Annotated in this window: 15 protein-coding genes; 7 read left to right on the plus strand and 8 right to left on the minus strand. The window is 68.9% G+C overall.

The features are described from left to right. Nucleotides 1–25: 25 nt before the first annotated feature. The 8 genes from ACF08F_RS01120 to rpmH form a co-directional block, all read right to left on the minus strand. On the minus strand, nucleotides 26–1,123 hold the full coding sequence (locus ACF08F_RS01120) for a ParB/RepB/Spo0J family partition protein (protein WP_392296406.1): 1,098 nt from the start codon (nucleotides 1,121–1,123) through the stop codon (nucleotides 26–28). Then, entirely contained in the window at nucleotides 1,120–2,199 is a 1,080-nt protein-coding gene (locus tag ACF08F_RS01125) for a ParA family protein (protein WP_392296407.1), read from the minus strand. Before ACF08F_RS01125 ends, ACF08F_RS01120 begins: the two co-directional genes overlap by 4 nt. A gap of 236 nt (nucleotides 2,200–2,435) precedes the next feature. Further along, a complete protein-coding gene (rsmG, locus tag ACF08F_RS01130) occupies nucleotides 2,436–3,152 on the minus strand; it encodes a 16S rRNA (guanine(527)-N(7))-methyltransferase RsmG (RefSeq protein WP_358472049.1) in 717 nt (238 codons plus the stop codon). Nucleotides 3,153–3,269: 117 nt separating this feature from the next. Then, nucleotides 3,270–3,782, minus strand: a complete 513-nt coding sequence (locus ACF08F_RS01135; protein WP_392296408.1) for a protein jag — start codon at nucleotides 3,780–3,782, stop codon at nucleotides 3,270–3,272. Nucleotides 3,783–3,796: 14 nt separating this feature from the next. Further along, entirely contained in the window at nucleotides 3,797–5,128 is a 1,332-nt protein-coding gene (gene yidC / locus ACF08F_RS01140; protein ID WP_392296409.1) for a membrane protein insertase YidC, read from the minus strand. Nucleotides 5,129–5,131: 3 nt separating this feature from the next. After that, nucleotides 5,132–5,458, minus strand: a complete 327-nt coding sequence (gene yidD, locus ACF08F_RS01145; protein WP_189508749.1) for a membrane protein insertion efficiency factor YidD — start codon at nucleotides 5,456–5,458, stop codon at nucleotides 5,132–5,134. Next, the gene (gene rnpA, locus ACF08F_RS01150; RefSeq protein ID WP_079037505.1) at nucleotides 5,455–5,826 is read right to left on the minus strand and encodes a ribonuclease P protein component; all 372 of its coding nucleotides are present in this window, start codon (nucleotides 5,824–5,826) and stop codon (nucleotides 5,455–5,457) included. The genes yidD and rnpA overlap by 4 nt, the downstream gene beginning before the upstream one ends. A gap of 21 nt (nucleotides 5,827–5,847) precedes the next feature. After that, the gene (rpmH, locus tag ACF08F_RS01155) at nucleotides 5,848–5,985 is read right to left on the minus strand and encodes a 50S ribosomal protein L34 (protein ID WP_006381191.1); all 138 of its coding nucleotides are present in this window, start codon (nucleotides 5,983–5,985) and stop codon (nucleotides 5,848–5,850) included. Nucleotides 5,986–6,325: 340 nt separating this feature from the next. Here rpmH and dnaA point away from each other — a divergent pair, with 340 nt between their 5' ends. The 7 genes from dnaA (at nucleotide 6,326) to gyrA (ending at nucleotide 18,050) form a co-directional block, all read left to right on the plus strand. Then, a complete protein-coding gene (gene dnaA / locus ACF08F_RS01160) occupies nucleotides 6,326–8,083 on the plus strand; it encodes a chromosomal replication initiator protein DnaA (protein WP_392296410.1) in 1,758 nt (585 codons plus the stop codon). A gap of 887 nt (nucleotides 8,084–8,970) precedes the next feature. Further along, a complete protein-coding gene (dnaN, locus tag ACF08F_RS01165) occupies nucleotides 8,971–10,101 on the plus strand; it encodes a DNA polymerase III subunit beta (protein WP_015034855.1) in 1,131 nt (376 codons plus the stop codon). A gap of 144 nt (nucleotides 10,102–10,245) precedes the next feature. Next, a complete protein-coding gene (gnd, locus tag ACF08F_RS01170) occupies nucleotides 10,246–11,124 on the plus strand; it encodes a phosphogluconate dehydrogenase (NAD(+)-dependent, decarboxylating) (protein WP_392296411.1) in 879 nt (292 codons plus the stop codon). Between the two features lie 59 nt (nucleotides 11,125–11,183). Continuing rightward, nucleotides 11,184–12,305, plus strand: coding sequence for a DNA replication/repair protein RecF (gene recF, locus ACF08F_RS01175; protein ID WP_392296412.1), 1,122 nt, complete (start codon nucleotides 11,184–11,186; stop codon nucleotides 12,303–12,305). Then, complete coding sequence (locus ACF08F_RS01180) at nucleotides 12,302–12,865, plus strand: DUF721 domain-containing protein (RefSeq protein WP_392296413.1); 564 nt, start codon at nucleotides 12,302–12,304, stop codon at nucleotides 12,863–12,865. The genes recF and ACF08F_RS01180 overlap by 4 nt, the downstream gene beginning before the upstream one ends. Before the next feature lie 467 nt (nucleotides 12,866–13,332). Beyond that, nucleotides 13,333–15,363 carry a DNA topoisomerase (ATP-hydrolyzing) subunit B gene (gene gyrB, locus ACF08F_RS01185; protein WP_392296414.1) on the plus strand — a complete coding sequence of 677 codons (2,031 nt, stop codon included), beginning with the start codon at nucleotides 13,333–13,335 and terminating at the stop codon, nucleotides 15,361–15,363. A 41-nt stretch (nucleotides 15,364–15,404) separates the two neighbouring features. After that, complete coding sequence (gyrA, locus tag ACF08F_RS01190; RefSeq protein WP_392296415.1) at nucleotides 15,405–18,050, plus strand: DNA gyrase subunit A; 2,646 nt, start codon at nucleotides 15,405–15,407, stop codon at nucleotides 18,048–18,050. Nucleotides 18,051–18,137: the final 87 nt, after the last annotated feature.

Here is an 18,137-nt window from a genome sequence, read left to right on the forward strand (position 1 = left end):
CGGCGGCGTCAGTGGGGCAGGAACCTCAGCCCTGCTCGCCCTGCTGGGCGTTCTGCTGGTCCATGACCTTCCCCTCGCCCGGGGCCAGGGTCGAAAGGATCCGGTCCAGATCCTCCATCGAGGCGAACTCGACGACGATCTTGCCCTTCTTCTGCCCCAGGTCGACCTTCACCCGGGTCTCGAAGCGGTCCGAAAGCCGGGAAGCGAGATCGCTCAGAGCGGGCGAGACGCGTCCCCCGGCACGGGGGCCCTTCGGCTTGACCGCGGCGGGCTCCTCGGAGCCCATAAGGCTCACGATCTCCTCGACGGTGCGCACGGAGAGGCCCTCAGCGACGATCCGGTAGGCCAGCTGGTCCTGGGCCTCAGCGTCCTCCACACCGAGCAGGGCCCGCGCGTGGCCGGCGGAGAGCACACCGGCGGCGACCCTCCGCTGGACCGGCGGAGAGAGCCGCAGCAGGCGCAGCGTGTTGGAGATCTGCGGGCGGGAACGCCCGATCCGCTCCGCGAGCTGGTCATGGGTGCAGCCGAAGTCCTTGAGCAGCTGCTCGTAGGCGTGGGCCTCTTCGATCGCGTTCAGCTGGGCCCGGTGGAGGTTCTCCAGGAGGGCGTCCAGAAGCATCTTCTCGTCGTCGGTGTCCCGGACGATCGCCGGGATCCGCTCCAGACCGGCGGTCGTCGATGCCCGCAGACGACGCTCACCCATGACGAGCTCGTAGCGCTCGTCACCGAGCTTCCGCACGACCACGGGCTGGAGGAGGCCGACCTCCTTGATGGAGACGACGAGCTCCGCCAGGGCGTCCTCGTCGAAGACCTCACGCGGCTGGTGCCGGTTGGGAACGATCGCGCCGATCGGAAGCTCGGTGAAGTAGGCACCGCCCTGAATCTCCGGGACGGCCACGTCCGCGGCTTCGCTCCACGGCGCGTCCGCGTCGGGGGACGGGCTGCTGTGCGGAAGCGTCGCCAGCTTCGCGGCGGCCACGCCCCGCTCCGAGGGCAGTCCGGGAACCGAGCCGGTGGAGGTCGCGCCCACCCCGATGCCGACCGCCGGAACCTTCTGCTCCTGCGGGGCGGCGGGGATCAGCGCACCGAGCCCACGTCCCAATCCCCTAGGTCGCTTGCTCACTGGTGGATCCCCTCCGACATGCTGCGCTGGTTGTTCTGGTGCCCTGCGTGGGCGTGCTGCGGGTCGTAGTGCAGGGCAGCACCCCGCAGCGCGATCTCCCGGGCGGCCTCCAGGTACGAGAGGGCGCCGCTGGATCCCGGGTCGTACGTGAGAACCGTCTGGCCGTAGCTCGGTGCCTCCGAGATGCGGACGGACCTCGGAATGCTGGTCCGCAGCACCTCTTCGGCGAAGTGCGTGCGCACCTCTTCGGCGACCTGGGAGGCGAGCCTCGTCCGGCCGTCGTACATGGTGAGCAGGATGGTCGAGACGTGGAGCCCGGGGTTCAGGTGTCCCCGGACCAGCTCGACGTTCCGCAGGAGCTGGCCGAGACCCTCCAGTGCGTAGTACTCGCACTGGATCGGGATCAGCACCTCGGCGCCCGCCACCATGGCGTTCACCGTGAGCAGGCCGAGCGAGGGCGGGCAGTCGATCAGGATGTAGTCGAGTGGCTGCTCGTAGGCCTGGATCGCCCGCTGGAGGCGGCTCTCACGCGCCACCAGCGACACCAGCTCGATCTCCGCACCGGCGAGATCGATGGTGGCGGGGGCACAGAAGAGGCCCTCCACGTCCAGGACGGGCTGCACCACTTCGGAGAGCGGTCGGCTGTCCACCAGCACGTCGTAGATCGAGGGGACCTCGGCGTGGTGGTCGATGCCGAGCGCCGTGGAAGCGTTGCCCTGCGGGTCCAGGTCGATGACCAGGACCCGGGCCCCGTGCAGTGCCAGGGAGGCGGCAAGGTTGACCGTCGTGGTCGTCTTGCCCACGCCGCCCTTCTGATTGGCGACCACCATCACGCGGGTCTCGGCCGGCCGGGGAAGTCCCTCACCGGCACGACCCAGGGCCTCTACTGCCAGTTGGGCAGCACGACCAATGGGGGTGTCGTCCATCGGGGGCAATGTTTCACGTGAAACATCGTCCCCCACCGATTCGGTTCGGGGACCGGGGACCGGGTCGGTCATCGGTCCCGCGATGTTGGCGTCGGACCGCAAGGATTCACTCTCCTCGGCTTCAGGCTCGCGATGAGCAGAGCCTGCCATGCTTTCGGGGTCGTGAACCAGCGAGGTCGGCGGTTCTGTGGGTGAATCCACCTCTGTGGACAACTCCGTAACCCTCGCGAGTGGCTTCACACGAGGCTTACGGTCCCGGGGCGTGGCGGCCGCGCGACCGCGGCCGATGATCCCCTGCAGCAGGGAGCGACGTTTCACGTGAAACACCATGCCCCTGCTGCACGGTCGGAGCCGTTCGACACTCCGAAATAGTACGTATGCGACGCTCAGCGGCGCCGACGGGTCTTGCTCGTCCGGGCAGCCTTGGCGCGCTTGGCCGCGAACCGCACACCACCGGGGCTCTCGCCGACCTCGACCCGGACGACCGTGGACAGCGGATCGACGATCCCCTCACCCACGTGCAGCACCGAGGTCTCCACCACACCGAGCTTGGAGAGCGCGGCGCGGGCGCCGTTGAGCTCCTCCTCCGCGGTGTCGCCCTTGAGGGCCAGCATCTCGCCGTACGGGCGGAGCAGCGGAACGCCCCAGCCGGCCAGCCGGTCCAGCGGGGCCACCGCGCGCGCGGTCACCACATGGACGGGCGTGATCTTGCCGAGCATCTCCTCCGCGCGACCACGGACCACGGTCACGTGGTCGAGGCCCAGCAGCTCGACGACTTCCTGGAGGAAGTTCGTCCGGCGCAGCAGCGGCTCCAGAAGAGTGATCTTGAGGTCGGGCCGCACCAGGGCCAGCGGGATGCCGGGAAGACCGGCCCCCGAGCCCACGTCGCAGACCGTGACGCCCTCGGGAACGACCTCCGAGAGGACGGCACAGTTCAGCATGTGCCGCTCCCACAGCCGCGGGACCTCGCGCGGGCCGATCAGGCCTCGCTTCACACCCGCGTCCGCGAGAAGCTCCGCGTACCGCACGGCCTCCGGGAAGTACTCACCGAAGACTGTCCGCGCCTGCTCCGGCGCCTCGGGGAGCTCCGCTGCCTCCGTCACGGGAACCGTCCTTCCGTACCGCACGCAATCCCTGCGAGCGCACTGTGGTGGCTGACTATCAGGCTGACAAAGATCGGCCCCGCCTGCGAACAGACGGGGCCGATACTACGAGAGGGTTCAGGCGGGAAGTACGACGACGAAGCGCTGCGGCTCCTCGCCCTCGGACTCGCTGCGCAGACCGGCGGCGGCGATCGCGTCGTGCACGACCTTGCGCTCGAACGGGGTCATCGGGTCCAGCTTGACCGGCTGCCCGTTGGCCTTCACCTCGGCCGCGGCCTTGGCGCCCAGCTCGGCGAGCTCGGTGCGCTTCTGGGCACGGAAACCGGCGATGTCGAGCATGAGCCGGCTGCGGTCGCCGGTCTCACGGTGCACGGCCAGGCGGGTCAGCTCCTGGAGGGCCTCCAGGACCTCGCCGTCGCGGCCCACGAGCTTCTGCAGGTCGCGGCTGCTGGAGTCGCTGACGATCGAGACCGCGGCGCGGTCCGCCTCGACGTCCATGTCGATGTCGCCGTCGAGGTCGGCGATGTCGAGCAGACCCTCGAGGTAGTCGGCCGCGATCTCACCCTCCTGCTCCAGGCGAGTCAGGGTGTCGCCACCCTCGGCGGCGGCGGAGGTGATGCCTTCCGTCACGGATGGTCTCCTTCTTACTTCTTGGACGACGGGTGCTTGGGCCGCTGCTGGCCCTTGCGCTGACCGGACTTGCCCTGGCGGGAGCCTCCGGAGTTGGCACGGGGGCGCGCGGGCTTGTCGCCCTGCGCCTTGTCCTGCGCCTCGTCCTTCGTCCCGGCCTCAGCGTCGGCCTTCGCCGAACCCTGGGGCTTCTTCTCCAGCGAGGTGGTCGCCTGCTCGGCGGCCGGCTCGGAGCCTTCCTCGGCGTCCTTCGTCACGGCCTGCTGAGCTGCGGCGGCCTGGCGCTGGGCCTTGGTCTGGCGCTTGGGCTGCTGCCGCTTGGCGGCGGCGCCGCTCTCGGCCTCGGCCACGATCGTGTCGCTCTTGATCACGGTGCCGTCGGCCTGGGCCGCGAAGCCGGCCTTGCCCAGACCCGCGAAGAAGCGACGCTCGTTCTCGTTGCGGTCGCCGCCCTTGGCGACGACGACCTTGACGACGGCCTTGCGGCGGCGGCCACGGACCTCACCGTGCTGCGTGACGCTCTTCAGCAGTCGCTGGAGGTAGGCGTCCTGCGCCTTGCTGCCCGGGGTCGGGTTCTGGTTGATCACGTACATCTGCTGGCCCATGGTCCACACGTTGGTGGTCAGCCAGTAGACGAGGACACCGACGGGGAAGTTGATACCCATGACGGCGAAGATCACCGGGAAGATGTACATGAGCATCTTCTGCTGCTGCATGTACGGGGTCTTCACCGAGAGGTCGACGTTCTTCATCATCAGCTGGCGCTGGGTGAAGAACTGCGAGGCCGACATCAGGACGATCATGATCGCGGTGACGATGCGGACATCGGTCAGGGAGGCGCTGAGGGCCTCGACCTTCTCCGGGCTGTCCGTGAACTTGGCCGCGATCGGGGCACCGAAGATCTGGGCCTGCCGGGCACTGTCCACCAGCGTCTGGTTCATGACGCCGATTTCCTTGCCCGACGCGATGTTGGACAGCACGTGGTAAAGGGCGAAGAAGAACGGCGACTGCGCCAGGATGGGAAGGCACGAGGAGAGCGGGTTGGTACCCGTCTCCTTGTACAGCTTCATCATCTCTTCGGACTGACGCTGCTTGTCGCTCTTGTAGCGCTCCTGGATCGCCTTCATCTTCGGCTGGAGCGCCTGCATGTTCCGGGTCGACTTGATCTGCTTGACGAACAGCGGGATCAGGCAGATACGGATCAGCACCACGAGGGACACGATGGACAGGCCCCAGGCCCAGCCCGTGTCAGGGCCGAAGATCGCCCCGTACACCTTGTGGAACTGGACGATCACCCATGAGACAGGTGTGGTGATGAAGCTGAACAGACTGGCAATCGTGTCCACTAATCAGGCTCCTTGAGCATTGGGCGAGGTCTCGGCGGCCGGGCTCGGCTCGGCGGTGGACCCGCCCTTGTCGCCGCTCAGCGCGTTCCTCAGCATTTCGTGCCAGCGAGGACGCTTCCGCGGGGGGACATGGTCCACACCGCCGGGCGACCACGGGTTGCACCGCAGGATGCGCCAGGCGGTCAGGGCCGTGCCCTTGATCGCGCCATGCCGGTCGATGGCCGTGAATCCGTAGTGGGAACACGACGGGTAGTACCTGCAGACAGGGCCCAGAAGAGGGCTGATCGTCCACTGGTACAGCTTGATGAGAGCCAGCAGCGGGTACTTCATCGCGCGCCCCCTCCCAGCAACCGCTGAAAAGCGGCGTCCAGGTCTCGGGCCAGCTGTGCGTGGTCGGCGTCACCGGCTCCGGGCAACGCCCGTACGACCACCAGGCTACCGGGGGGCAGCTCGATGAGTCGGTCCCGGAGGAGATGGCGCAGGCGACGCTTCACCTGGTTGCGTACGACCGCACCGCCTACGGCCTTGCTCACGACGAAACCCGCACGCGTCGGGGGAGCGCTCTCCCCAGGCGCGTGCGGGTCCGTGGCACCGCTACGTAGGTGGACGACGAGGAGCGGGCGACCGGCCCGGCGACCTCGGCGTACCGCGGTTGCGAAGTCCTCGCGCCGCCTCAGCCGATTCTCGGTAGGCAGCACGTCATGACCTGTTTAAGTGGATCAGGCGGACAGGCTCGCGCGACCCTTGCCACGGCGGTTCGCCAGGATGGCGCGGCCGGCACGGGTACGCATGCGCAGGCGGAAGCCGTGGGTCTTCGCGCGACGACGGTTGTTCGGCTGGAAGGTGCGCTTGCTCACTCGGGGGCTCCAGAAATGATTCGGGTGGTGGCGGGACATCGCCTGGCTGTCACCGTGCGCCCACGAGTAGCTCGTAACGCCCGATAGCACCGCTTCGCGACCACAGAACGTGATCTTTGCCCATCGGAGGCAGGCGGCAGCAGCCATCGACAACTCGACCTGGTCACGGTACGCGCGGCTACGCCATCCGGTCAAACCGACCTGTCGCCATGGTCCATTATGCACAGGCTGTGGACAACAACTTGAACCACGTCAGCCGCCCCGACTACCGTGGTGAGACTCCACAGTCTTTTCCGTTCTGTCCTGCCCTGTCCTCACGGACCCGTAGAAAGCGTGCCCCGTGGCTGACGTACCTGCCGATCTTGCCGCAGTGTGGCCACGCGTCCTCGAGCAGCTCCTCGGCGAGGGACAGCAGGGGATCGAGGCCAAGGACAAGCAGTGGATCGAGCGCTGCCAGCCGCTGGCCCTCGTCGCGGACACCGCTCTGCTCGCGGTGCCCAACGAATGGGGCAAGCGCGTCCTCGAAGGCCGGCTCGCCCCGCTGATCAGCGAGACGCTGAGCCGCGAGTGCGGCCGCCCGATCCGGATCGCGATCACCGTCGACGACTCCGTCGGCGAGCCGACCCCGCCCGCGCCTCCCACGCAGCAGCCCCGCTACGACGAGCGCCCGCAGCCCGAGCCGTACGAGAAGTACGAAGGCTACGGTCACCGTCCGATGCCCGACGACGGGCTGCCCACCGCGCGCCCGGCCTATCCGGACTACCAGCAGCCGCAGCGGCCCGACCCCGGCGCGTGGCCGCGCACGCAGGAGGACCTGTCCTGGCAGCAGCCGCGGCTCGGCGGCTACCAGGAGCGCGCGCCGTACACCGGCCCGGAGCAGCCCCGGCAGTCCCACTACGACGAACCCCCGCGGGGTTACGAGCAGCCGCAGCGACCCGAGCGCGCCGAGCTGCCCGACCCGCAGGGCCCCGGCGCCCGCCCCGGCCCGCGGCCGGGCGGCGGTCCGGTGCACGGTGGTCCCGGTTCCTCCTCCACGGGGCAGGGCGCCGGCGCGCCGGGTGAGCAGCACGCGCGGCTGAACCCCAAGTACCTCTTCGACACCTTCGTCATCGGTTCCTCGAACCGCTTCGCGCACGCCGCCGCCGTCGCGGTGGCCGAGGCGCCGGCGAAGGCGTACAACCCGCTCTTCATCTACGGGGAGTCGGGGCTCGGCAAGACCCACCTGCTGCACGCCATCGGCCACTACGCGCGGAGCCTCTACCCGGGCACCCGCGTGCGGTACGTGAGCTCCGAGGAGTTCACCAACGAGTTCATCAACTCGATCCGCGACGGCAAGGGCGACGCGTTCCGCAAGCGCTACCGCGATGTGGACATCCTGCTCGTCGACGACATCCAGTTCCTCGCGAGCAAGGAGTCGACGCAGGAGGAGTTCTTCCACACCTTCAATACGCTGCACAACGCGAACAAGCAGATCGTGCTCTCCTCGGACCGGCCGCCCAAGCAGCTGGTGACGCTGGAGGACCGGCTGCGCAACCGCTTCGAGTGGGGCCTCACCACCGACGTGCAGCCGCCGGAGCTGGAGACGCGGATCGCGATCCTCCGCAAGAAGGCCGTGCAGGAGCAGCTCAACGCCCCGCCGGAGGTACTGGAGTTCATCGCCTCCCGGATCTCGCGGAACATCCGCGAGCTGGAGGGGGCGCTGATCCGGGTGACGGCCTTCGCGAGCCTCAACCGGCAGCCGGTGGACCTGGGGCTCACCGAGATCGTCCTCAAGGACCTGATCCCCGGTGGCGAGGACAGCTCGCCCGAGATCACCGCTCCCGCGATCATGGCGGCCACGGCCGACTACTTCGGGCTGACGGTGGAGGACCTCTGCGGATCGTCGCGCAGTCGCGTCCTGGTGACGGCGCGGCAGATCGCCATGTACCTGTGCCGCGAGCTGACGGACCTGTCTCTGCCGAAGATCGGCGCGCAGTTCGGCGGTCGCGACCATACGACGGTGATGCACGCGGACCGGAAGATCCGTGCCCTGATGGCGGAGCGGCGCTCCATCTACAACCAGGTCACCGAGCTCACGAACCGCATCAAGAACGGCTGACGCACCGCCGCGACAGCAGTGCCGAAGGGCGCCCCCGGACACCACCAGGGGCGCCCTTCGCCGTTCCCGAACCCTGTCCCGAACCCGCCCCCGGGGCGCCCTTCGCCGTTCCCGAACCCGCTCCGGGGGCGCCTCTGTTCGCTGTGCACAGCTGTGTACGAGCGCGGGGTGTTCGATTACTCCGTTCCGGTGGCGGGTTCTCCACAGATTGGGGGATGATCTCCCGTCCACAGGGTGGGGACTGTTGAGTTATCCGGATCGTGTCCACAGGTCGGGCTGTTGACAGGTCATCACCCCAGGTCAAGCCCTTGTGGATTTGTTGGCAACCACTCTCCACAGCCTGTGGATGAAATCTTCGTCCACAGGGGGCCCGGAAAGTTGTCCACTGGCTGCCCACAGGGCGCCGATGGTTGCCCACAGCTTCTCCACACCCCTGTCCACTGTTCGGCAACGAATCACCCCCGCTCACCGGGCCGAGTGAAAGCGGTCACACCAAGGGAGACGTTTGGGCTGTGGGGAACCTGGGGAAAGCTGGGGACAGCGCTGGGGAGAACTCCCCATGGCCTGTGTACCGGGTGTGCAGAACTTTTGGGTGTCCACAGATACCCCCGGTTGTCCACGGGTTCCACCCACAGGGTCGGTGGACAAAAAAACGGGTCTGACCTGGGAAAACGACGTTATCCACCGTTTCCACAGGCCCTACTACTACTCCCACATAGAGTTAGCCCGGAATTCGCTTCGAAGTGGGACCTGTGCACAACTCGCCGCCGGAGCTCCGGCGAGCTCTCGTCGCGACTTGACCCCGAGCAGCACCGAGTGCCCTCGGCGTACGTCAGACTGGTTCCCGCAGTCGACGAAGAGCCAGCAACAAGCAGGAGGCGGTTCCGGTGAAGATCCGGGTGGAGCGCGACGTACTCGCCGAGGCGGTGGCCTGGGTGGCCCGCAGCCTCCCGGCCCGTCCGCCGGCGCCCGTTCTCGCGGGCCTTCTGCTGAAGGCCGAGGACGGCGCGCTGAGCTTCTCGAGCTTCGACTACGAGGTCTCGGCCCGTGTCTCCGTCGAGGCCGAGGTCGAGGAGGACGGCACCGTCCTCGTCTCCGGCCGGCTGCTCGCCGACATCTGCCGCGCCCTCCCCAACCGTCCGGTGGAGATCTCCACAGACGGTGTACGGGCGACCGTGGTCTGCGGCTCCTCCCGCTTCACCCTCCACACCCTGCCTGTGGAGGAGTACCCGGCCCTGCCGGAGATGCCCACCGCGACCGGCACCGTCCCCGGTGAGGTCTTCGCCTCCGCCGCCGCGCAGGTGGCCATCGCCGCCGGCCGTGACGACACGCTGCCCGTCCTCACCGGTGTGCGCATCGAGATCGAGGGCGACACGGTCACCCTGGCCTCCACCGACCGCTACCGCTTCGCGGTCCGCGAGTTCCTGTGGAAGCCGGAGTCCCCGGACGCCTCTGCGGTCGCCCTGGTGCCCGCCAAGACCCTCCTGGACACCGCGAAGGCGCTCACGAGCGGCGACACGGTCACCCTGGCGCTCTCGGGCTCCGGCAAGGGCGAGGGCCTGATCGGCTTCGAGGGCGCGGGCCGCCGCACCACGACCCGTCTGCTCGAAGGCGACCTGCCGAAGTACCGCACGCTCTTCCCCACCGAGTTCAACTCGGTCGCGGTGATCGAGACGGCGCCCTTCGTCGAGGCCGTCAAGCGCGTGGCCCTGGTCGCCGAGCGCAACACCCCGGTCCGCCTGAGCTTCGAGCAGGGCGTGCTGATCCTGGAGGCCGGCTCCAGCGACGATGCACAGGCTGTGGAGCGTGTGGACGCGCAGCTGGAGGGCGACGACATCTCGATCGCCTTCAACCCGACCTTCCTGCTCGACGGCCTGAGCGCCATCGACTCCCCGGTCGCCCAGCTCTCCTTCACGACCTCCACCAAGCCGGCCCTGCTGAGCGGCAAGCCGGCCCTCGACGCCGAGGCGGACGAGGCGTACAAGTACCTGATCATGCCGGTTCGTCTGTCCGGTTGATCCTGGTTCGGGGGGTCCGGGGGTCGCCCTCCGGGAGGACACAGCCGGGGCATCGCCTGAGCGGCTGACCCCACAGGTGTGCACCCGGGTCCGGGCGTAGGCTCGGACCCGGGTAAACCGCACACGACGCTTAAGGAATCTCTGATGGAGCTCGGTCTCGTCGGTCTCGGCAAGATGGGCGGCAACATGCGCGAGCGCATCCGCCGCGCAGGCCACACCGTCATCGGATACGACCGCAACCCGGACCTCGCCGATGTCCACAGCCTCGAAGAGCTTGTGAACAAGCTCAAGGGCCCGCGCGTCGTGTGGGTCATGGTTCCGGCCGGTGCCGCGACCCAGTCCACGATCGACGAGCTGGCCGACCTGCTCTCCCCCGGCGACATCGTCGTGGACGGCGGGAACTCCCGCTGGACCGACGACGAGAAGCACGCCGAGGAGCTCGCCGCCAAGGGCATCGGGTTCGTCGACTGCGGCGTCTCCGGCGGCGTCTGGGGCCTGGAGAACGGCTACGCGCTGATGTACGGCGGCTCCGCCGAGGACGTGGCGCGGGTCCAGCCGATCTTCGACGCGCTCAAGCCCGAGGGCGAGTTCGGCTCGGTCCACGCGGGCAAGGTCGGCGCCGGCCACTTCGCGAAGATGGTCCACAACGGCATCGAGTACGCGATGATGCAGGCCTACGCCGAGGGCTGGGAGCTCCTGGAGAAGGTCGACTCCGTCACCGACGTGCGCGAGGTCTTCCGCTCCTGGCAGGAGGGCACGGTCATCCGTTCCTGGCTGCTGGACCTCGCGGTGAACGCGCTGGACGAGGACGAGCACCTGGACAAGCTGCGCGGCTACGCGTCGGACTCCGGCGAGGGCCGGTGGACCGTCGAGGCCGCCATCGACAACGCCGTACCGCTGCCGGCGATCACCGCGTCGCTGTTCGCGCGGTTCGCCTCGCGGCAGGACGACTCCCCGCAGATGAAGATGATCGCCGCGCTGCGCAACCAGTTCGGTGGCCACGCGGTCGAGACGAAGAAGTAATCCACAGGCTGTGCACCCCGCGGTGCACAGCCGCCGGGGGAAGAAGGTCGGCGCCCACCATGCACGTCACGCATCTGTCGCTGGCCGACTTCCGCTCGTACGCCCGGGTCGAGGTTCCGCTCGACCCGGGCGTCACCGCGTTCGTGGGCGCGAACGGCCAGGGCAAGACCAATCTCGTCGAGGCCGTCGGCTATCTCGCGACCCTCGGCAGCCACCGTGTCGCCTCGGACGCCCCGCTGGTGCGGATGGGCGCGGAGCGCGCGGTCATCCGGGCCGCCGTCACCCAGGGCGAGCGTTCCCAGCTGGTCGAGCTGGAGCTCAACCCCGGCCGGGCCAACCGCGCCCGTATCAACAGGTCCTCGCAGGTCAGACCGCGTGACGTGCTGGGGATCGTACGGACCGTGCTGTTCGCGCCGGAGGACCTCGCCCTCGTCAAGGGCGATCCCGGCGAGCGGCGGCGCTTCCTCGACGAGCTGATCACGGCCCGCGCTCCGCGCATGGCGGGCGTGCGCTCCGACTACGAGCGCGTGCTCAAGCAGCGCAACACGCTCCTCAAGTCCGCCGCGATGGCCCGGCGGCACGGCGGCCGCGGCATGGACCTGTCCACACTCGACGTCTGGGACCAGCACCTGGCGCGCGCCGGCGCCGAGCTGCTCGCCCAGCGGCTCGACCTGATCGCCGTGCTCCAGCCGCTCGCCGACAAGGCGTACGAGCAGCTCGCGCCCGGCGGTGGACCGATTCTGCTGGAGTACCGGCCCTCCGCGCCGGGCCCCGGGCACACCCGCGAGGAGCTGTACGAGCAGCTGACGGCCGCGCTCGCCGAGGTCCGCAAGCAGGAGATCGAGCGGGGCGTCACGCTCGTCGGGCCGCACCGGGACGAGCTGCTCCTCAAGCTCGGGGACCTGCCGGCGAAGGGGTACGCGAGCCACGGCGAGTCCTGGTCGTACGCGCTGGCGCTGCGGCTCGCCTCGTACGACCTGCTCCGCTCCGAGGGCAACGAGCCGGTCCTCGTCCTCGACGACGTCTTCGCCGAGCTGGACGCGCGCCGGCGCGAGCGGCTCGCGGAGCTGGTGGCCGGCGGCGAGCAGGTGCTGGTGACGGCCGCGGTGGACGACGACGTGCCGGGGGTCCTCGCGGGGACGCGGTACGAGGTGGCCGGCGGGACGGTGCAGCGGGTATGAGCGAGCAGCCGTCACTCGGGGCGCCGGAGCAGCCGGATGCGCCCAGGGTTCCCGAGGCCTCGGGCGTCGACCTGGCGCGGGTCGCGCTGCGCGCGGCCAAGGAGCAGGCGAAGGCGCGGGGCGCCGCGGCCCAGCAGAAGAAGCAGGCCCGGCGCGGGGGCGGGCTGCGCTCCGGCGCGCGTGCCGACGGGCGCGACCCGATGGCGCTCGGCGCGGCGATCAACCGGCTGATCACCGAGCGCGGGTGGGAGACCCCCGCGGCGGTCGGCGGGGTCATGGGGCGCTGGCCGCAGATCGTCGGCGAGGACCTGGCGAAGCACTGCGTACCGCTGAAGTTCGACGACGAGCCGGACGCGCGGGTGCTGACCGTGCAGTGCGACTCGACGGCCTGGGCGACGCAACTGCGGCTGCTGGCGCCGACGCTGGTGGCCCGGCTCAACGAGGACCTCGGACACGGGACGGTCCGGCTGATCAAGGTGCTCGGTCCCGGTGGGCCCCGGCGCGGCTACGGGCCGCTTCGGGCGCCGGGATCCGTGGGGCCCGGCGACACGTACGGGTAGGAGGCGGCGGCTCTCGGGGCGAGGCGCCGGGCGAAGGGCGACGAGGTGCCCGCGGCGCGGGTAGGACGCATGCCCGATGCGAGAACGCGGTGCACGCCGGATCCGAGGGCGCGGTGCATGCCTGGTCCGTGGTCGGAACGCATGCCCGGTACGTGAGTGGAACACCTGCCCGATTCGAGGGCGGAGCACAGGCCTGATGCGAGGGCGGAACGGGTGCCCGGTACCGGGGCGGAACGCGTGCCCACGGGCCGTCACCTCTCGAAGCGCTAGGTGGCCGTCAGGGGCGTCTGGGGACCCTGTCTGGATATGGGGAGTCGTCTTGGGTCCGCTCAGGGCGGCACATGCGGACTCAGGGACCGGCAAACCCCCATGAGTGTCGGCGCTACCGGTAGACTGGGAGACAATCCCGCCACCCTGCGGAACATGTCGAACGACGCAGCCGCTCCCGTATGCCCGGAGAACGGCCTGTGCTGTGCCAGAAAGGGCGCTTCGTGGCCGATTCCGGCAACCCCAACGAGAACAACCAGTACACCGCCAGCAACATCCAGGTCCTTGAGGGCCTGGATGCGGTGCGCAAGCGCCCTGGCATGTACATCGGCTCGACCGGCGAGCGCGGTCTGCACCACATGGTGCAGGAGGTCGTCGACAACTCGGTCGACGAAGCCCTGGCCGGCCACGCCGACACCATCGACGTGACGATCCTGCCCGACGGCGGCGTCCGCGTCGTCGACAACGGCCGTGGCATCCCGGTGGGCATCGTGGCCTCCGAGGGCAAGCCGGCCGTCGAGGTCGTGCTGACCGTGCTGCACGCGGGCGGCAAGTTCGGTGGCGGCGGCTACGCCGTCTCCGGCGGTCTGCACGGTGTCGGTGTGTCGGTCGTGAACGCCCTGTCCACCAAGGTCGCCGTCGAGATCCGGACGGACGGTCACCGCTGGACGCAGGACTACAAGATGGGCGCCCCGACCGCCCCGCTCGCCCAGCACGAGGAGACCTCGGAGACCGGCACGTCGGTGACCTTCTGGGCCGACCCGGACATCTTCGAGACCACCGAGTACTCCTTCGAGACGCTCTCGCGGCGCTTCCAGGAGATGGCCTTCCTCAACAAGGGCCTGACGATCTCGCTCACCGACGAGCGCGAGTCCGCCAAGGCCACGGTCGGCGCCGACGACCCGGACGCCGAGGCGGCCGCCGAGCCGGCCGCGCGCACGGTGAAGTACCACTACGAGGGCGGCATCGTCGACTTCGTGAAGTACCTCAACTCGCGCAAGGGCGAGCTGATCCACCCCACCGTGATCGACCTCGAGGCGGAGGACAAGGAGAAGAGCCTCTCCCTCGAAGTCGCGATGCAGTGGAACAGCGGCTACAGCGAGGGCGTGTACTCCTTCGCCAACATCATCCACACCCACGAGGGCGGCACCCACGAGGAGGGCTTCCGGGCGGCGCTGACCTCGCTGATCAACAAGTACGCGCGCGACAAGAAGCTGCTCCGCGAGAAGGACGACAACCTCACGGGCGACGACATCCGCGAGGGTCTGACCGCGATCATCTCGGTCAAGCTGAGCGAGCCGCAGTTCGAGGGCCAGACCAAGACCAAGCTGGGCAACACCGAGGTGAAGACCTTCGTCCAGCGTGCGGTCTACGAGCACCTCAACGACTGGCTCGACCGCAACCCGGTCGAGGCCGCGGACATCATCCGCAAGTCGATCCAGGCCGCCACCGCGCGCGTGGCCGCCCGCAAGGCGCGCGACCTGACCCGCCGCAAGGGCCTCCTGGAGTCGGCTTCGCTGCCGGGCAAGCTCTCCGACTGCCAGTCGAACGACCCCTCCAAGTGCGAGATCTTCATCGTCGAGGGTGACTCCGCCGGCGGCTCGGCCAAGTCCGGCCGCAACCCGATGTACCAGGCCATCCTGCCGATCCGCGGCAAGATCCTGAACGTCGAGAAGGCCCGGATCGACAAGATCCTGCAGAACACCGAGGTCCAGGCGCTGATCTCGGCCTTCGGCACCGGAGTCCACGAGGACTTCGACATCGAGAAGCTCCGCTATCACAAGATCATTCTGATGGCGGACGCCGACGTCGACGGTCAGCACATCAACACCCTGCTGCTGACCTTCCTCTTCCGCTTCATGCGCCCGCTGGTCGAGGCCGGCCACGTCTACCTCTCGCGCCCGCCGCTCTACAAGATCAAGTGGGGTCGGGACGACTTCGAGTACGCGTACTCGGACCGCGAGCGGGACGCGCTCGTCGCGCTCGGCAAGCAGAACGGCAAGCGGATCAAGGAAGACTCGATCCAGCGCTTCAAGGGTCTCGGCGAGATGAACGCCGAGGAGCTGCGCGTCACCACCATGGACGTCGAGCACCGTGTCCTCGGCCAGGTCACCCTGGACGACGCCGCGCAGGCCGACGACCTGTTCTCGGTGCTGATGGGCGAGGACGTCGAGGCACGCCGCTCGTTCATCCAGCGGAACGCCAAGGACGTTCGCTTCCTCGACATCTGAGTCGGTCTCAGCTGACCGTACGAAAGGACTGACGACCAGCAATGGCCGACGAAAACACTCCCGGCACCACCGAAGAGCAGGAACCCGTGCTGCGGATCGAGCCCGTCGGGCTCGAGACCGAGATGCAGCGCTCGTACCTCGACTACGCGATGTCCGTCATCGTGTCCCGCGCGCTGCCCGACGTACGGGACGGCCTCAAGCCCGTCCACCGGCGCGTGCTGTACGCGATGTACGACGGCGGCTACCGGCCCGAGAAGGGCTTCTACAAGTGCGCGCGCGTCGTCGGTGACGTCATGGGTACGTACCACCCGCACGGCGACTCCTCGATCTACGACGCGCTCGTCCGTCTCGCCCAGCCCTGGTCGATGCGGATGCCGCTCGTCGACTCCAACGGCAACTTCGGTTCCCCGGGCAACGACCCGGCCGCCGCCATGCGGTACACCGAGTGCAAGATGATGCCGCTGGCCATGGAGATGCTCCGGGACATCGACGAGGAGACCGTCGACTTCCAGGACAACTACGACGGCCGCAACCAGGAGCCGACGGTCCTGCCGGCCCGGTTCCCGAACCTGCTGGTCAACGGCTCGGCCGGTATCGCCGTCGGCATGGCCACCAACATCCCGCCGCACAACCTGCGCGAGGTCGCGGCCGGCGCCCAGTGGGCGCTGGAGCACCCCGAGGCCACCCACGAGGAGCTCCTCGACGCGCTGATCGAGCGGATCAAGGGCCCGGACTTCCCGACCGGCGCGCTCGTCGTCGGCCGCAAGGGCATTGAGGAGGCGTACCGCACAGGCCGTGGCTCGATCACGATGCGCGCGGTCGTCGAGGTCGAGGAGATCCAGAACCGCCAGTGCCTGGTGGTCACGGAGCTGCCGTACCAGACCAACCCGGACAACCTCGCGCAGAAGATCGCCGACCTGGTGAAGGACGGCAAGGTCGGCGGCATCGCCGACGTCCGCGACGAGACCTCGTCCCGCACCGGCCAGCGCCTCGTCATCGTGCTCAAGCGCGACGCCGTCGCCAAGGTCGTGCTGAACAACCTCTACAAGCACACCGACCTGCAGACGAACTTCGGCGCGAACATGCTGGCGCTCGTCGACGGCGTCCCCCGCACCCTCTCGCTCGACGCGTTCATCCGCCACTGGGTGACGCACCAGATCGAGGTCATCGTCCGCCGGACGAAGTTCCGGCTGCGGAAGGCCGAGGAGCGCGCCCACATCCTGCGCGGTCTCCTCAAGGCGCTCGACGCGATCGACGAGGTCATCGCGCTCATCCGCCGCAGCGACACGGTCGAGGTCGCGCGCGCGGGCCTGATGGACCTCCTCCAGATCGACGAGATCCAGGCCAACGCGATCCTGGAGATGCAGCTCCGCCGGCTCGCCGCCCTGGAGCGCCAGAAGATCGTCGCCGAGCACGACGAGCTCCAGGCCAAGATCAACGAGTACAACGCGATCCTGGCCTCGCCGGAGCGCCAGCGCGCGATCGTCAGTGAGGAACTCGCGGCGCTCGTCGAGCGGTTCGGCGACGACCGCCGGTCCAAGCTCGTGCCCTTCGACGGTGACATGTCCATCGAGGACCTGATCGCCGAGGAGGACATCGTCGTCACGATCTCCCGCGGCGGCTACGTCAAGCGGACGAAGACCGAGGACTACCGCTCGCAGAAGCGCGGCGGCAAGGGCGTGCGCGGGACGAAGCTGAAGCAGGACGACATCGTCGACCACTTCTTCGTCTCCACCACCCACCACTGGCTGCTCTTCTTCACCAACAAGGGCCGGGTCTACCGGGCCAAGGCGTACGAGCTGCCGGACGCCGGCCGGGACGCGCGCGGCCAGCACGTGGCCAACCTGCTGGCCTTCCAGCCGGACGAGCAGATCGCGCAGATCCTGGCGATCCGCGACTACGACGCCGCGCCCTACCTGGTGCTCGCCACCAAGGCCGGCCTGGTGAAGAAGACCGCGCTGAAGGACTACGACTCGCCCCGCTCGGGCGGTGTCATCGCCATCAACCTGCGCGAGCGCGAGGACGGCAGCGACGACGAGCTGATCGGCGCCGAGCTGGTCTCCTCCGAGGACGACCTGCTCCTCGTCAGCAAGAAGGCGCAGTCGATCCGCTTCACGGCCACGGACGACGCTCTGCGCCCGATGGGACGCGCCACTTCGGGCGTCAAGGGCATGAGTTTCCGCGCGGACGACGAACTGCTCTCGATGAATGTCGTCCGGCCGGGTACGTTCGTCTTCACCGCGACCGACGGCGGGTACGCGAAGCGCACCCCCGTCGACGAGTACCGCGTCCAGGGCCGCGGCGGCCTCGGCATCAAGGCCGCCAAGATCGTGGAGGACCGTGGCTCGCTCGTGGGCGCGCTGGTGGTCGAGGAGACCGACGAGATCCTCGCCATCACGCTGTCCGGCGGTGTGATTCGTACGCGAGTCAACGAAGTCAGGGAGACCGGCCGTGACACCATGGGCGTCCAGCTGATCAACCTGGGCAAGCGCGACGCCGTCGTCGGCATCGCGCGGAACGCCGAGGCCGGCAGCGACGACGAGGACGTCGACGCGGACGACGTGGACGGCGTGGACGTTGCCGAGGGCGCCATCGAGGCGACCGAGGCCGCAGTGGTCGAGACCGCAGTGGTCGAGGCCGAGGCAGTCGAGGGCACGGAGCCCTCGGCCGGGGAGCACGAGGAGTAAGAGCGTGAGTGGAGCCACGGGCGCCGGATCGGCGGCCGCCGGAGCTTCTGCTGGTGCTGGAGCGAACGGCGCCCGTGGCTCCGCCAC

It is taken from the genome of Streptomyces sp. NPDC015130, from assembly GCF_043080005.1.
Taxonomy (GTDB): Bacteria; Actinomycetota; Actinomycetes; order Streptomycetales; family Streptomycetaceae; genus Streptomyces.

Excerpts from the sequence above, each read along its gene's own strand:
- gyrA (WP_392296415.1), top strand. The coding sequence starts at position 15,405 with ATGGCCGACGAAAACACTCCCGGCACCACCGAAGAGCAGGAACCCGTG.
- ACF08F_RS01180 (WP_392296413.1), top strand. The coding sequence starts at position 12,302 with ATGAGCGAGCAGCCGTCACTCGGGGCGCCGGAGCAGCCGGATGCGCCC.
- yidD (WP_189508749.1), bottom strand. The coding sequence starts at position 5,458 with ATGAAGTACCCGCTGCTGGCTCTCATCAAGCTGTACCAGTGGACGATC.
- recF (WP_392296412.1), top strand. The coding sequence starts at position 11,184 with ATGCACGTCACGCATCTGTCGCTGGCCGACTTCCGCTCGTACGCCCGG.
- gnd (WP_392296411.1), top strand. The coding sequence starts at position 10,246 with ATGGAGCTCGGTCTCGTCGGTCTCGGCAAGATGGGCGGCAACATGCGC.
- ACF08F_RS01125 (WP_392296407.1), bottom strand. The coding sequence starts at position 2,199 with ATGGCAGGCTCTGCTCATCGCGAGCCTGAAGCCGAGGAGAGTGAATCC.